Annotated in this window: 12 protein-coding genes; 1 reads left to right on the top strand and 11 read right to left on the bottom strand. The window is 44.4% G+C overall.

What is annotated here, in order from left to right; all coding sequences use genetic code 11:
* Positions 1–4: 4 nt before the first annotated feature.
* Complete coding sequence (locus tag BM736_RS02520; RefSeq protein ID WP_076408210.1) at positions 5–715, bottom strand: SGNH/GDSL hydrolase family protein; 711 nt, start codon at positions 713–715, stop codon at positions 5–7.
* A gap of 22 nt (positions 716–737) precedes the next feature.
* Positions 738–2,687: a monovalent cation:proton antiporter family protein gene (locus BM736_RS02515; RefSeq protein WP_076408207.1), complete on the bottom strand. Its 1,950-nt coding sequence runs from the start codon at positions 2,685–2,687 to the stop codon at positions 738–740.
* Between the two features lie 185 nt (positions 2,688–2,872).
* Between BM736_RS02515 and BM736_RS02510 the strand changes: the two genes are divergently transcribed.
* A complete protein-coding gene (locus BM736_RS02510; protein WP_076408205.1) occupies positions 2,873–3,754 on the top strand; it encodes a GGDEF domain-containing protein in 882 nt (293 codons plus the stop codon).
* Positions 3,755–3,792: 38 nt separating this feature from the next.
* Here the strand turns inward: BM736_RS02510 and tilS are convergent, their stop codons facing one another.
* From tilS to bamA, 9 genes are all read right to left on the bottom strand, one after another.
* A complete protein-coding gene (gene tilS / locus BM736_RS02505; protein ID WP_076408203.1) occupies positions 3,793–5,205 on the bottom strand; it encodes a tRNA lysidine(34) synthetase TilS in 1,413 nt (470 codons plus the stop codon).
* Position 5,206: 1 nt separating this feature from the next.
* Positions 5,207–8,680, bottom strand: a complete 3,474-nt coding sequence (dnaE, locus tag BM736_RS02500; protein WP_076408200.1) for a DNA polymerase III subunit alpha — start codon at positions 8,678–8,680, stop codon at positions 5,207–5,209.
* A gap of 115 nt (positions 8,681–8,795) precedes the next feature.
* On the bottom strand, positions 8,796–9,437 hold the full coding sequence (rnhB, locus tag BM736_RS02495) for a ribonuclease HII (protein WP_076408197.1): 642 nt from the start codon (positions 9,435–9,437) through the stop codon (positions 8,796–8,798).
* Between the two features lie 30 nt (positions 9,438–9,467).
* Entirely contained in the window at positions 9,468–10,610 is a 1,143-nt protein-coding gene (lpxB, locus tag BM736_RS02490; RefSeq protein ID WP_076408195.1) for a lipid-A-disaccharide synthase, read from the bottom strand.
* A 68-nt stretch (positions 10,611–10,678) separates the two neighbouring features.
* Entirely contained in the window at positions 10,679–11,446 is a 768-nt protein-coding gene (lpxA, locus tag BM736_RS02485) for an acyl-ACP--UDP-N-acetylglucosamine O-acyltransferase (RefSeq protein WP_076408193.1), read from the bottom strand.
* Complete coding sequence (gene fabZ / locus BM736_RS02480) at positions 11,443–11,901, bottom strand: 3-hydroxyacyl-ACP dehydratase FabZ (protein WP_076408190.1); 459 nt, start codon at positions 11,899–11,901, stop codon at positions 11,443–11,445. The genes lpxA and fabZ overlap by 4 nt, the downstream gene beginning before the upstream one ends.
* A gap of 29 nt (positions 11,902–11,930) precedes the next feature.
* Positions 11,931–12,956: a UDP-3-O-(3-hydroxymyristoyl)glucosamine N-acyltransferase gene (lpxD, locus tag BM736_RS02475; RefSeq protein ID WP_076408187.1), complete on the bottom strand. Its 1,026-nt coding sequence runs from the start codon at positions 12,954–12,956 to the stop codon at positions 11,931–11,933.
* 19 nt (positions 12,957–12,975) lie between these two features.
* Positions 12,976–13,470: an OmpH family outer membrane protein gene (locus tag BM736_RS02470; protein ID WP_076409841.1), complete on the bottom strand. Its 495-nt coding sequence runs from the start codon at positions 13,468–13,470 to the stop codon at positions 12,976–12,978.
* Between the two features lie 78 nt (positions 13,471–13,548).
* Positions 13,549–16,032: an outer membrane protein assembly factor BamA gene (gene bamA, locus BM736_RS02465; protein WP_076408185.1), complete on the bottom strand. Its 2,484-nt coding sequence runs from the start codon at positions 16,030–16,032 to the stop codon at positions 13,549–13,551.
* Positions 16,033–16,059: the final 27 nt, after the last annotated feature.

Here is a 16,059-nt window from a genome sequence, read left to right as displayed (position 1 = left end):
TGACTTAACCTAGCTTGACACTTTTTACTATCTCATTCGCGGCATGGCTGCCCCAAAGCATGTAGATATTGGCGCCAGGATGGAAACCATCTATAGCCATATCAGTAGGCTTAGGCTCAAGTGGGATTTGGATTAAACTGCATTGAGTCTCAGTAGAGATCAACTGTTTAAGTCGCCGATTAAAAGCGGCACTTCTTTGCCCTAGGCACCAGCGAAGGGGTTGCGGAAAAGCTGGAAAATGCTCCATAGGTGGCACACTCGTCAATAAAATATGCGGTGATTGAAACTGCGCCTTTATCAGACTAAGCAGCTCCTGCTGTTGCCTCTGCCACTCATACTCAGTTATCGGACTTAATAGATCGTTCACCCCAATGGAGAGTAAAACAGCATCATAATCAGTCTTTGGCTGCGCCTTTACCAAACGAATCAAGTCTGAGGTTTTATTACCTGACTTTGCCAATAATAACCAAGTAACCTGGCATTGCTTAGCTAAGCTGCGCGTCAAACAGCCACTTAGTGCATCATGTTGATGTTCAACCCCCACACCTGCCGCAGCTGAATCTCCCAAAATGAGCACACGGATCTTTGCTCCATCCCCCGTCGTACCACTTCGCTCACCTGATGCTTCACTGAGTCTAGGGGTATTTTTTCTAACCCTATGCCCTTGAACTGCAAGCAAAGGCGCTAAACAGGTTAGCGCTGCATAATAGAGCATATTCGACTCTCTTCCATGACGATTACCCCTGAAGCAGATAGATCTCCGCTTTTTCAATTCGACGAGGCTTACCCAAAAGAATTAAGGTATCGCCAGAGCGTATACTCCAATCATGATCTGGGCTTTCTACTTCTGCGCCACTTCGCCTTACCGCTCTGAGTTCAACCCTAAGTTTATCCCAAGGTATATCGGCGAGAGTTTGCCCTACAACATTGGCCCCTTTTGGCAGTGCAACGGCATGTAGGTGTTCTAGGGTAAAGTCTGTTTCAGCCCCAGAGAAGAAACCATGTAGGTATTGATAGTGATTTCGGCGCTCATACTCTAGTCGTTTCAAGATACGTGTTAGTGGTACACCGCATTGATACAACACCTGTGACACTAACATCAGGCTTCCCTCTAAGGTTTCAGGTATCACCTGACTCGCCCCAGCTTCCTCTAACTCTTGCATACCTGTGTCATCTCGCGTACGGACCAATATCTTCGCTTCAGGCGCTAACTGGCGACAAAGAGGCAACACCTCTTCGAGGATTCGGCTACTACTGAAGGTCAGTACAATTAGCTTTGCATCTCGTATCTTGGCCTGCTTAAGAATACTTCGTTTACAAACATCACCAAAATAAACAGGCTCTCCAGCTTTTCTCGCCTCTGAGACCCTTGTGGGGTCCAAATCTAGCACTAAGAAAGGGACTGCTTCGGTTTTCATAAAACGTGCAATGGTTTGCCCTACGCGTCCATAGCCCAAAATTAACACGAGATCATTTTGATGCTCTACTTGAGGATCAATTTTCATCGTTTTTTCGGCTTTAGATCTTACCCCCTGCATTCGACGCGCAATATCGACACTGTGCCTAACAAGCCAAGGGGCGATAGCCATAGACAAAACAGCAACCATCACAAGCTTAGTACTCAGCTCAATTTCAAGCAGCTGATAATTTACGGCTAAAGCGAGTACCACAAAACTGAACTCACCAACTTGTGCCAGACTCAATGCCGTAGAGACTGAGATTCTAAACGACTCTTTTGCTAATCTAAGCAGTGCAAAAATCACCAACGCCTTGCCGACTATGACTGCGATCAGAATGATTAGAATTTGCCACCAAAATTGCAGCACTAAAGAGAAATCAATCAACATACCGATAGAGATAAAAAATAGTCCCATTAAGAGATCTCTAAATGGCCTGATATCGGCTTCTAACTGCCTTTTATACTGACTCTCTCCAAGCAACATACCCGCCATAAAGGCACCCAGAGCCATAGACAGGCCTAACCATTGCGTTAACGCACCAGTCAATAGCGCTACCACTAAGGTTGATAGCATAAAGAGTTCATTTGATCGTGACCGGGCTACCTCATCAAATAACCTAGGCAGCCCCCACTTGCCAAACGCCATCAGCGCAATAAAGGCTAATACACCTTCAGCCAACGCATAACCGATACTTTGAAGCGAGAGTGGCTCACCACCTGATGCAAGCAAAGGTAGCAAAATCAGTAGTGGCACCACGGCTAAATCTTGAAATAGAAGTACACTGACCGACAGCTCACCATGTCGTCGCCTTAGCCAGCCTTGCTCATTGAGCAGCTTAAGTACAATAGCGGTCGATGAAAGTGCCACCGCTGAGCCCACAACAATAGACTCAACCAAAGATAAAGAGCTAAAGAAGGCGATACAACCAGCAAGAAGCGTTGTTACTATGACCTGAGCACTACCCAGTCCAAATACCGTTCGCCTCATCGCCCAAAGCCTTGGAAGAGAAAACTCTAAACCTAGGCTAAACATCAAAAGTACGACACCGAGCTCCGCCACCGATTGCATCTGATGTTGACTAAACCAGTTGAATCCAGAAGGTCCACTGATCACGCCTGTAACTAAGTAAGCCAAAATAGCTGGCAAGCCTGCTCGTCTCAGAATGGCTATTGAGATTATTGCGATGACAAGCATCGAAAGAACTTGAATAAGAAAACTGTGTTCCATTCTAAATTTGAACTCCGAGTCAAAAATCTGGCATAGGTTTTATTTAAGTGACACTTGAAAGATTAACTGAATGACAAATAAAGACAAATTTAATTAACATTATTTTAGGCACAGTATTTGCTAGTAATTACACATTAACGAGGATAGTTAACCTCAGTAACACAGGCGATAATGGAGTACTCATTATGGATTTTGGCCTAGCGACAGATTTTTATTCTGATGAACCGAGATATCAACCAGAAATACTTGGCTCTCAGTCTCAAGAGCCAGATCTTGTGCAGATCATCCAACAGCTACATGAATCTTTAGATCCAAGGACAGTCTTTGCCTGCTTTGGCAAGATCATGGGCCAACACTTGCCGATCGATGGTATTAAGCTCAGATATAACAAATATCAATTTTGTTGGGGAAGACAGCAAGGGCTTAGCATTAAGCAACAGATAGTGCATCAAGGTAAAACGGCTCGATTAGAGTACAGTATTAGTGCGCCGCTAATGCCGTCGCAAGCCAAGCAATTACAGTTGTTACAGACCTTAGTTATTTTGCCACTATTTAACGCGACCCAATATCAAGAGATGTCTCAGCAAGCTATGTATGACTCACTTACTCGGCTTGGAAATAGACATTATTATATTGAGAGTTTAAAGAAAGCTATCGCAACATCTAGCAGGCATAGTAATAAAATGGCGATTATTATTCTTGACCTTGATAATTTCAAAAAGCTCAATGATGTCTTTGGTCATCAATTTGGTGATAACGTACTTTCTCAGTTTGGCCAGCTGTTAACAAAGGCGATTCGAGATACTGATCAAGCTTTTCGTGTTGGTGGAGATGAATTTGTCGTCTTAGTCCGTGGCGATCTTAGTGCGGCCAAAGTCTTGTGCGAGCGCATATTATCAGCCATGCAAAGCCAGCCACTTTTTGACAAGCATGATGTGCAAACCAGCCTTGGGATCGCTCAATGGAGTAAGGATGAATCGGCCAACTCTTTGTATGAACGAGCTGATAAAGCACTTTATCGTGCAAAAGCAGCAGGAAGACGTTGTTATAAAGCCGACGGTGAATAGTGGCTAACAGCCTCTAATAGCAATCAGTGTTAAAATTTTTAGCGCGCTGTTTGGCTAAAGGCTAAACCTGCTTCACCGTCATTAGCAACAAAAGCACTTTCGACCCAGTAGCCTACAGCACAGACAAGTTGCTCGTTATAAAAGATAAAGGGTACCTGAGCTCTTTGCCACGGTGGTATTCCATACTCTTGCCACAGCTTCTTCAACTCCCTCCTCTTCGCTCTTTGAGCAGGCTGGCACCGAGTACTTCCCACCACAGAGAAACGAATAGAGATCTGCTCAGCCAATTTAGGTAAACGCACTCCCATTGCCTTTGTCGTTTTAGAGATAACCAGTTGACTGACAGGCGAAACAGCAACTTCAATATCGTCCAACATGTGTAAAACCGCAGCGCTATCGAGCTCTATAAGCATATCTTGGTCAAGAGAAAGGTGCTCTTGTCGAAATGAGCTGAGATAAGCTAATCCTCTAAACCGCCTGATGATAAGGTCGCCCGCTCTAAACTCAAGGTTTGCATCAGGCTTAGCACTAAGCAATTGAGATAACGCTTGTTCTAACTGCTGCACTGACAGAGGGGCAAAACCAAGATGCTCAATAAACCCTCTAAACAGCAAAGCTTGCCAATGTGGGCTTTGACTAGATAACCGCTCTAGGTCGAGAGCCTGAACACTGTCACCCTGTCGCAATACGAGATAATCGGGTAAGCGAGCACTCACCTCCTCATCAATGACAACCTGTTGCTGCGCACATAAAGAAGCACTACGACTGGCCGTGGTGGCAATAGAGGGCCAACGTGACTTGAGCTTTGGAATAATCTCTAGACGTAAAAAGTTCCTGTCATACTTAGCATCTAAATTGCTTTCATCCTTAATATGCTTAAGGGCAAGTGATAGCGCTTGAGACTCAATCTGTTCACGCTCGATAGATAGTAGAGGGCGTAACATGAGTTTATCATTATCGAAGCGCTGAACGCTTCCCATAGCCGATAAGCCCTTTGGACCGAGACCTCGTTTTAATGCAAGTAATACCGTTTCAAGTTGATCATCCAAATGATGCCCTGTTAATAGCACATCTCCAGCATTCATCTCTGCCTTAATGGCGTTATAACGAGCGGTTCTCGCTTCAGCCTCTATACTCTTGCGCGGACCGGTATCAACATGAACATAGCTAACTTTGATAGGTAAGCGATAGCTTTTAGCCTGATTTCGGCAGTGCTCTGCCCAAAGATCGGCATTTTGACTTAAGCCATGGTGTACATGAATAAGCAGATAAGAAAACTGAGTATGTACTTTGGCAAACTCTGATAAGCCTCTCGCTAACAGCTCTGAGTCAACCCCACCACTGTAAGCAAGGACTAACTTAGCGCCTTGCTTGACACTTGCAAGCGCTACAACCTCATCGATAAGGTCATAAACAGAGAAGCCGCTTAACGCCTTGCCGTTTGTTGGCATACTAAAAGAGGATCCTTACCTTGCCAGCGCCAGTCAAAGTCTCTAGTGCCAACATCATCTCATCCGTTGGATTTACGCGCCAATTCTCTCCAAGCTTGAACTGAGCTTTTGCTTGAGGTTGAGCATAATTAACAATCACGGGCACAGCACCGGCTTTCCATGGCTCAACAGCCTCTTTAAAGCGCACTAACCAAGATTCATCAATCAAATCACTGTCTAAATCAATCTCAACAGCTCTGGCAAAATGATTACGGGCCTCGGCCATATCGATGATATTTCTTGCAGTCATTCGATTACCGCCAGAGAAGTCATCAAAACTCACCTCTCCTTCGATAATCAAAATTCGGTCTTTCTCTAGCAGATGATTAAACTTCTCGAATGCTTCGGTGAATAGCATGACTTCAAGACGAGCACTCTTATCATCTAAGGTTACCAGTCCCATTTTAGAGCCACGCTTGGTCATCATCACTCGAGTCCCAATCACGAGACCCGCCGCTTTCATGGTTTTGCCACGCTCCGTTGGATGTACATCCTTTAAGCGCCCAGAGGTGTAATGCTTTAACTCTTTGAGATACTGATTTATTGGGTGACCAGTAAGGTATAAGCCTAATGTTTCTCGCTCACCCTCAAGCCAAACTTTATCAGGCCATGGTGTGCACTGAACAAACTGCTGCTTAGTATCTTCAGGATCATCATTAAGCAAACCAAACATATCGTGCTGGCCTATCGCTTCAGCCTTAGCGTTTTGATCCGCGGCGCGTACGGCTTCTGGCAATGTCGCCATCATAGAGGCTCGGTGTGGTCCTAGGCTGTCTAATGCCCCGGCACAGATGAGCTTCTCCATAATGCGTTTATTCAGTTTTTTCAGATCGACTCGCGCACAAAAATCAAAGAGATCTTTAAAAGGACCATCTTTTCGAGCTTCAAGTATTGAGTCTACAGGACCATCACCCACACCTTTAATCGCACCGATGCCGTAGACGATATTACCCTCTTCATCGACATTAAATTTTAGTAAGCCCTTATTTACATCAGGCGGCAGAAGTGGCATCTCCATGCGTTCACACTCATCGACCAAGATAACAATCTTATCTGTGTTATCCATATCGGCAGACATTACCGCGGCCATAAACTCAGCGGGGTGATGGGTCTTTAGCCATAAGGTTTGATAAGATACGAGTGCGTAAGCGGCTGAGTGAGATTTGTTGAAACCATAACCCGCAAATTTTTCTACCAGATCAAAAATTTTCATCGACAGCTCGCCATCGACACCATTCTTAATCGAGCCCTCTTCGAAAGTACCCCGCTGCTTTGCCATCTCCTCAGGCTTCTTCTTACCCATAGCACGGCGGAGCATATCTGCACCACCGAGTGAGTAACCAGCGAGCACCTGAGCAATCTGCATCACCTGCTCTTGGTAAAGAATAATCCCGTAGGTAGGCTCAAGCACCCATTGCAGTGACTCATGTTGATACTCTGCATCAGGATAAGAAACGGCTTCACGGCCATGCTTACGCTCAATAAAGTTATCTACCATGCCTGACTGTAGAGGGCCTGGTCTAAAGAGTGCTACCAGTGCAATCATATCTTCAAAGCAATCTGGTTGGAGCCGCTTAATCAAATCTTTCATACCACGGGATTCAAGCTGAAAAACTGCCGTGGTTTCATAACGCTGCAACAACCTAAAACTAGCAGGATCATCGAGAGGGATAGACTCAATACGCACAGGTTCCTTGCCCAGTCTTTTCTGCTTCGGGTTAACCATCTGCAGCGCCCAGTCGACAATGGTCAAGGTTCTTAACCCTAAGAAATCGAACTTAACCAAGCCTGCTGTTTCAACGTCGTTTTTATCAAACTGAGTGACTGGATTAAGCCCCTCTGAGTCACAATAAAGCGGCGAGAAATCGGTAATGGTCGTAGGCGAGATAACCACGCCACCGGCGTGCTTACCCGCGTTACGTGTCACCCCTTCAAGGATACGACACATGTCGATAAGATCTTTTACCTCTTCATCTGCATCATAAGACTCCTGCAGCGCTGGCTCTACCTCAAATGCTTTTGCTAAAGTCATCCCAGGCTCTGCAGGTACCATTTTAGAGATACGGTCAACAAACCCATAGGGGTGACCTAATACACGGCCAACATCACGAATAACCGCTTTAGCAGCCATGGTACCGAAGGTAATGATCTGTGATACAGCATCACGACCATATAGCTCAGCAACATGGTCAATAACCTCATCACGTCTATCCATGCAGAAATCGATATCGAAATCCGGCATGGAGACACGCTCTGGGTTCAAGAATCGCTCAAACAGCAGCTCATATTCAAGAGGGTCTAAGTCAGTAATTTTAAGGGCGTAAGCCACTAAAGACCCAGCACCTGAACCACGACCAGGACCGATAGGGATATCTTGATCTTTCCCCCACTGAATGAACTCCATCACGATAAGGAAGTAACCTGGGAAGCCCATCTGGTTAATAACTTTCAGCTCAACATCGAGACGTTTATCATACTCTGGACGTTTCTCTGCTCTCACCTCAGGATCGGGAAACAGAAACTCTAAACGCTCCTCAAGCCCCTTCTCTGAGACCGCGACTAAGAAGTCTTCAATGGATTGTTCACCTGTGGGGAAATCAGGTAAAAAGTACTCACCGAGACGAACCGTGACACTACATCGTTTGGCTATCTCTACCGTATTTTGAACGGCCTCTGGAATATCGGCAAAAAGCTCGCACATCTCCTCGCTACTCTTAAAATACTGCTGGTCGCTGTATTTTTTCGGTCTGCGGGGATCAGCTAAGGTAAAACCGTCAGAAATCGCTACTCGGATCTCGTGGGCTTCAAAAAATTCTGGACTGTTAAAGACCACTTGGTTTGTGGCGACTACAGGTAGGCCTTTCTCTTCAGCCAATGCTACAGCCAGATGCAGATAGTTCTCCTCATCTGGGCGCCCTGTGCGCAGTAGCTCAAGATAGTAGCGATCAGGAAAGTGAGTCTGGTAGAACTCTGTCAGTGAATCTACCTGTGCCTGATTACCTTTTAGTAGTGCTCTGCCTATATCGCCATGGCGGCCACCTGAGAGCAGTATCAGCCCCTTGTTATACTTTGCTAACCATTCATGGTCGATAACAGCTCTGTCATCGATATGACCTCGAAGGTAAGCATCACTGATAAGCAAGGTTAAATTCAGGTAACCATCGTTGTCCATCGCAAGTACAGTTACCGAGCAAAGGTCTTTATCAAACCCTGGGACTTTCACCCAAAAATCTGCCCCTATGAGCGGCTTAACCCCAGCGCCATGACAGGCACCGTAAAACTTCACCAGTCCGCATAAATTGGTCTGATCGGTTAGCGCTACAGCAGGCATACCTAGCTCTGACACCTTAGCTAAGATAGGTTTAACTTTCGCTAGGCCATCAGACATAGAAAAGTCACTGTGGACACGTAGATGCACAAAACTTGGATCAGACATATTTTTGAATACTTAATGTAATAAAGATGGAAGTGGCAACTTATGAAAGATTAACAGAGTCAAACATACCAAGCTAGAGCGATGGATGAGAGAGATAAAATTGACTCTTAGCTGGTTAGTTCTTAGCTAACCGCTCTTTTACTGGTCGAAAGCTCTTTCTATGCTCGGGCAATACACCGTGCTGTTCAAGCGCTTCAAAATGCGCCTTAGTAGGGTAGCCTTTATGCTTAGAAAAACCATATTGAGGATGCTCCATATCGAGTAGATCCATCTCACGATCACGAATAACTTTGGCAATTATCGAAGCGGCGCTAATTCCAGAGATAAGACCATCTCCTTTAATAACGGCATGACAATCAGAGATTGTCTCATTTGCCTCACCATGACTAAACACTGGTGTGCGATTACCATCAACCAACACACTCGTTGGTTTTATCTCTAATCCAGCTACGGCTCGCTGCATCGCCAACATGGTGGCATGCAAAATATTCAGTTCATCGATCTCTTCAGGCGTGGCGTAGCCAACACTTATGGCCAAGGCCTTCTCATGTATCTCTGCAAACAAGGCCTCACGCTTTTTCTCAGATAACTTTTTTGAATCGTTTAAACCTTCAATGGGGTTGTTGCTATCGAGAATAACTGCAGCAGTAACAACATTACCCACCAGAGGCCCACGGCCGACTTCGTCGACACCTGCATATAAGCCAGAGGTTAAACACTCAACCTGCTCTGGGGTAATACCTTTAAAAATTGCCATATTAAATAGTACTCTAAAAAAATTAATGAGTTAGCGAATTAGTGCTAACACTGCATCTGCAGCCCTTTCACTAGCATTACACTTAAGTTGCTTATGAAGTTCGATAAACTCAGCTTTTGATGGCGTAAAATCACCATCGAGCTCGGCGGCTACTGCGGCAGCAATTTTATCTTCAGTACAATCTTCCTGTATAAGCTCTGTCACAAGCGCCTTACCAGATAGTAAGTTAGGCAGGGAGTAATGCGCTATCTGCATTATGCCTTTTGCAATTTTATAGGTTATCGGGCTAACTCTATAAGCAACGACCATAGGGCGCTTTACTAGCATAGCTTCGAGTGTTGCTGTACCTGAAGCGAGTAAGATGCAATCAGAAGCGGCCATCACTTCACGGGATTGCCCCTCAACTAAAGTGATCTCTAAAGAAGGGGCAAACTGTTTAAGCGCTTGCTCAAATTGTTCACGGCGCTTTGCATTAACCAAAGGAGTGACAAATTTAATATCGGGGTACTGCTGTTTAATTAGCCATGCAGCTTTTACAAAAGGTTCTGCAAGTTGCTTTAACTCACCACCTCGAGAACCAGGTAAAATAGCAAGGTACTCAGATTCAGGCTCTAACCCCAACAGCTCTCGTGCAGCTAACTTATCACTTTCCAGTGGAATATCATCAGCAAGAGTATGGCCAACAAAGGTACACGGAACTTGATGTTTATCATAAAACGCTTTTTCGAAAGGCAGTAGTGACAGCACCATATCTGTCGCCTTAGCAATTTTGAAAATACGTTTTGGTCGCCAAGCCCAAACCGATGGACTGACATAATGCACGGTTTTAATTCCACGAGCCTTAAGCTTTAACTCGAGCCCAATATTAAAATCTGGTGCATCGATACCAATAAAGCAATCGGGTTTAATGGCGCATATTTGGTCTATTAAGGTTTTACGAACTTTTAATAAACGGGGTAATCTTGAGAGCACCTCAACAATGCCCATTACAGCTAACTCTTCGTAGGAGAATATTGATTCAAAGCCAAGCGCTTCCATACGAGGGCCGCCAATGCCAACAAAACGCGCATCAGGGTAGTGTTTTTGCAGGGACTTGATTAAGCCTGCACCTAAGATATCACCAGAGATCTCTCCGGCAACCATAGCAAAAATCATCTGTTTATTATTGCTCATAGATAACGAGTCTTAATCTTGTATGGAGATATGAGAGCCCAAAAATTTGGGCTCTTTAACGCAGATAGTTAGCGGATGATGCCACGATTAGAGTTTACAACAAAATCCATCATCAGCTTAACCTGTTCATCATCGGTTTCAGATGAAACTGTCGAAACAGCATCTTCGACAGATAAGCCTTTACGGTAAAGGGTTTTGTAAGCTCTGCGTACGGCTAGTTGGCTCTCTTTAGAGAAGCCACGTCGCTTCATCCCTTCGCTGTTAAGCCCACGAGGAATACCAGGTTGACCAGAAGCCATCACAAACGGCGGAACATCTTGCAGTATCAATGAACAACCCGCAGTAAACGCATGAGCACCGATATGCACAAACTGATGAACACCAGTGAGGCCACCTAAAATCGCGAAATCACCCACGTGAACGTGACCAGCAATAGAAGCATTGTTTGACATAATCACGTTATTACCAACTACGCAATCATGAGCAATATGCACATAGGCCATAAACAGGTTATTAGATCCAATAACTGTTTCGCCCTTATCTTGCGTTGTACCACGATGGATAGTAACAGACTCACGAATGATATTATTATCACCCATGATTAATCGCGTTGGTTCACCAGCATACTTCTTGTCTTGGCAATCTTCACCGACTGAAGCGAATTGGAAAATTTTATTTCCCTTGCCTATGACAGTAGGTCCTTTGACAACAACATGAGAACTAAACCAACAATCGTCACCAATCTCAACATCTGCACCGATATAGGTCCAAGGGCCGATAGTAACATTGTTACCAATTTTGGCATCAGGATGAACAAACGCTAATTTATCTATCACTTTTTAATCTCTCTACGAGCACACATGATCTCTGCTGAGCAAACTAGCTCACCATCTACCTTAACAATACCTGTAAACACCCCAATCCCGCGGCGCTCTTTAACCATCTTCACTTCAAAATGCAGTTGATCACCTGGCTCAACAACACGTTTGAAACGCGCCTTGTCTATACCGGCAAAATAATAAAGTGAATCGTCAGTAGCTGTCTCTTGAGTCTTAAATGCTAACAAGCCTGTAGCCTGTGCCATAGCTTCAAGAATAAGTACCCCAGGCATCACAGGTTGAACCGGGAAATGTCCCTGGAAAAAAGGTTCATTAATCGTGACATTTTTAATCGCATGCAAGGTTTCACCTGGGGTGTAATCCAAAACACGGTCGATTAATAAGAAGGGGTATCTATGGGGCAAAGAGTTCATTATCTCTTTAATATCCATAGTATTTAATTCATTTGACACTAGTTTTTCCTTAAGCTGCCAATGGGCAGTTAATCTTCTGTTTGGTTCGTTTTTTCAAGCTTTTTAACGCGCTGAAACAGCTCATCTAACTGCTTAAATCTGACTGTATTTCTACGCCATAGCTTATTGTCCATCGCAATGGTAGTAGAAGTATAGACACCTGGCTTGCGAATGATACTCGTGACGTTAGTACCGCCAGATATATGTGCACCATCTGCAATACTAAGGTGTCCAGCAACTGCACTGTTACCGCCAATAATGCAATACTTACCAATCTGCGTACTGCCAGCTATGGTTGAGTTACCCGCAATTGCGGCATTCTCACCGATAATATCGTTATGTGCTATCTGAACTTGGTTATCAAGTATGACACCATCATGTATCTCAGTGTGCTCTATCGCACCGCGATCTACTGTTGTACTGGCACCAATTTCGACACGGTTACCAATACGCACGCCACCTGTTTGTGGGATCTTAATCCACTGACCGCGCTCATTAGCATAACCGAATCCATCAGAACCAATTACGGCAGCTGAGTGAATAATACAAGCTTGGCCAATGTGAACATCATGGTAGACAGTAACATTAGCCCAAAGACGAGTCCCCGATCCTATGATAGAGTCTTGGCCTATGACAGTACCCGCGCCAATCTGCACATTTTCGCCCAAAATAACGTTTTCGCCAATAACCGCATTAGCACCAATAGCTACTCCCTCACCTAACTTGGCAGTTGGGTGAATCACCGCTGAAGGAGCTATGCCTTCCGCCGCCTTTGGGGTTGTATCAAGCAGCTGTGCTACTCTGGCAAAACCTACATAAGGGTCATTTAATACTAGAGCGTTACCTGGGTAACCCTCGACATCTTTAGCCGAGATCAACACCGCACTCGCTTGGGTTGATTCCAATTGAGCGCGGTATTTTGAATTTGCTAAAAAAGAGAGCTGGCCGGCTCTCGCATTTTCTAAGGTCGCGACACTGGAAACAACCTGCGTCTCATCACCTTGTACTTCTGCATTTAGCGTCTGTGCCAGCTCTTTTAAGGTGTAGCTTTTCATCTATGATTAGCCTTTGCAATTAGCCTTTACTTAGTGCATCGACTACTTTGCTGCTAATGTCAGCCGTTGGCTTAACATAGATAACAGCACCACGCTGAAGCACCATGTCATAGCTCTCTTTTTCAGCAATAGCGTTGATTGCTTGCTGAACTTTAACTAAAAGCTTGTTCTGCTCTTCACCTTGGCGACGACGCATATCTTCATCAAGCGCCTTGCCTTTAAGTTGCAGCTCTGACTTCATAGACTCCATTTTACGAACCATCTCAGTTTTCTGAGACTCGCTCATCAAAGCGCCATCACGTTGCTGAGTTTCTAGCATTCCGCGAAGGTCTTCTTGCATCTTCTGTACAGATGCAACACGGTCGCCAAATTCAGTCTTAAGTGTTTGGCTTACCTGCTCACGTTGTGGCAACTGCTCGAAAACGGCCTGCATATCAACAACTGCAATCTTCTCTGCCTGTGCCGCAATCGGTGCACCAAGAAGAACCAATACCATCATCGCGCGATTAAACATCTTTTTCACAATTAACTCCTTTGTTCAGCAAAACTTGCCGATTTTATATTTAAACTATTCTATTTTTAAAATATTAGTCTAGAAAGTTTTACCAATGTTAAACGAGAAGATCTCTGTTTCATCATCCTCGTACTCCTTGATAGGCCAAGCAAGACTGAACACCATAGGTCCCATCGGTGACAACCACTGTACGCTCATACCTGCAGAAGCACGGATACGGCTTGGATCAGCGTAATCTTCGAGTTTATCAAACTCATGAGCAGGAAGGTATCGGTAAGAGTCATAATCAAACTCTGTATCCCAAACGTTACCCGCATCAACGAAGAAGCTTGTACGTACCGAATTGGTGTAGGCTTCATCTAAGAATGGTGTCGGTATAATCATCTCAATACTGGCAGTTGCAATAGCATTACCACCGATTGAACGACCATCATTGACCTGAATCTTATTAGGATCGCCAGGCAATGAACAACCATCACCAGAAGGATCGGGTGAACAAGGCTCACTTCCGCGATATAGGTAGAATGAACGCGGTCCAACCGAGTTAGACTTAAAGCCACGCAGTGAACTACTTCCGCCTGAATAATAGTTTTCCCAGAAAGGTAAGATCTGGTCATTATCATTAAACTGACCATAACCATTACCGTAACCTAAGCGAGCTTTTGTCAGTAATACGAAGCTATGGCTACGGTTAATTGGGAAGTAAAAACTTGTATCCATATCTGCTTTGAAGTACTGCAGATCAGACCCTGGAATCGTCATCTTAGTACTTAATCGCTGTGATGAACCATCTGATGGGAAAGTACCACGGTTTAATGTACTACGGTACCAACCTAAGTTCGCTTCAAAGTTATTAAACGCTAAATCGGCATTCGGATCATCGCTATCACGGTAGATATTGTAAAACCTCAGTGCTTGCTCATACGCTGAAATCTCAGAGATTGAGTTGTAGCGATAACCGATACCACCGTTAATACGGTTATATTCGTTAATTGGGAAACCTGAGTTGATCGCTATACCATATGAGCTATTTTTATAGGCTTCTAAGTTAGCTTCTTGTGCATCAAACTCATTCCAATAGATACTGCCACCTAAACTGACACCATCCTTTGTAAAATAAGGATCAGTGAAAGAGAGGTTAACGTTCTTAGAATATTTGTTGGTATTTAAGTTTACGCCTGCTTGGTTACCCGTACCTAAGAAGTTACTCTGCTGTACGCCAAACTGCAGGCTTAGACCAGATTCAGTACCATAACCAACACCAGCGTTAAATGAGCCAGAAGGCTGCTCTTTTACATTAAAGGCAACATCAACTAAATCATCAGTACCAGGCACTTGAACGGTTTCGGTATCTACGGTTTCAAAATACCCTAGACGATTCAAACGTGCTTTTGATTGCTCGACCTGTGCAGAGTTAAGCCATGCTCCCTCCATTTGGCGAAGCTCGCGACGCATAACCTCATCTTTTGTAACTTGGTTACCAGCGAAATTAATACTACGTACATAGACGCGTTTTCCTGGCTTGATATTAACGTTAAGGCTAACTTCTTTAGTCTCATCATTAATTTCAGGATAAGTCTTAACTTCAGGGTAGGCGTAACCAAATCGACCTAAGTACTTGCCATACATCTCTTCAGCAAAAGTTACGTCAGCACCGTTATACATATCCCCCTCTGTAATAGGAAGAATAGCCTTCATCACCTTCTCACGGCCCATTAGGTCACCGGTAAGGTTAACTTCTTTAACGGTATACTGCTCACCTTCATCAACATTGATTGTGATGTATAAGCCTTTACGATCCGGAGTCATGGCAACCTGAGTTGATGTCACATCGAAACGTATATAACCACGGTTATGATAGAAAGTTTTAACAGTCTCAAGATCGGCCTGTAGTTTCTGCTTTTGGTAACGACGCTCACCAAAGAGATCCCACCAAGCAACATAATCTTTCAGCTCGAGCATGCCGATAAGTTCAGCATCAGTAAATACTTCGTTACCAACGACGTTAATCTGTTTGATTTCAGCAGCTAAACCTTCGGTGAACTTAAACTGAAGCTCTACACGGTTACGGGGAAGGTTAACGACTTCTGCTTCAACTTTAGCGCCATATTTACCAACGCCATAGTAGAAGTCTTGTAGACTTTTTTCGATACCAGAAAGCATAGTACGGTCAAGTGATTCACCGACCTTCACACCAGAGCCATCAAGACTCTCCTGTAACTGCTCATCTTTGATATCTTTGTTACCTTCAAACGTCACAGTACTGATTGTCGGACGTTCTTTTACGGTAACAACCAACACGCCACCATCACGACTCACTTCGATATGCTCGAAGTTAGTAGAGGCGTATAAGCTTTTAATTGCTTGTTGGAGTTTTAACTCATCAACAGTATCCCCTACTTTGACCGGAATGGTCAGCAAGGCAGCACCAAGGGCAACACGCTGTAGCCCTTGTACTTGAATATCTGTTACTTCAAAAGGCTGGAATGTTTCTGCCCAACCGTTCCCTGATAAAGACGCACCGACTAATACCATCGAGGCAAAAAGTTTATTAAATCTCATAGAGCACTTCTAATTATGTGTGTGTCC

Origin of the sequence: Shewanella sp. UCD-KL12 (assembly GCF_001957125.1) — a bacterium.
Lineage (GTDB): Bacteria > Pseudomonadota > Gammaproteobacteria > Enterobacterales > Shewanellaceae > Shewanella.
This window is presented reverse-complemented; position numbering and strand designations above follow the sequence as displayed.

Coding starts and splice junctions, on each gene's coding strand:
- BM736_RS02520 (WP_076408210.1), bottom strand. CDS start 715: ATGCTCTATTATGCAGCGCTAACCTGTTTAGCGCCTTTGCTTGCAGTT.
- BM736_RS02515 (WP_076408207.1), bottom strand. CDS start 2,687: ATGGAACACAGTTTTCTTATTCAAGTTCTTTCGATGCTTGTCATCGCA.
- BM736_RS02510 (WP_076408205.1), top strand. CDS start 2,873: ATGGATTTTGGCCTAGCGACAGATTTTTATTCTGATGAACCGAGATAT.
- tilS (WP_076408203.1), bottom strand. CDS start 5,205: ATGCCAACAAACGGCAAGGCGTTAAGCGGCTTCTCTGTTTATGACCTT.
- dnaE (WP_076408200.1), bottom strand. CDS start 8,680: ATGTCTGATCCAAGTTTTGTGCATCTACGTGTCCACAGTGACTTTTCT.
- rnhB (WP_076408197.1), bottom strand. CDS start 9,437: ATGGCAATTTTTAAAGGTATTACCCCAGAGCAGGTTGAGTGTTTAACC.
- lpxB (WP_076408195.1), bottom strand. CDS start 10,610: ATGAGCAATAATAAACAGATGATTTTTGCTATGGTTGCCGGAGAGATC.
- lpxD (WP_076408187.1), bottom strand. CDS start 12,956: ATGAAAAGCTACACCTTAAAAGAGCTGGCACAGACGCTAAATGCAGAA.
- BM736_RS02470 (WP_076409841.1), bottom strand. CDS start 13,470: ATGTTTAATCGCGCGATGATGGTATTGGTTCTTCTTGGTGCACCGATT.
- bamA (WP_076408185.1), bottom strand. CDS start 16,032: ATGAGATTTAATAAACTTTTTGCCTCGATGGTATTAGTCGGTGCGTCT.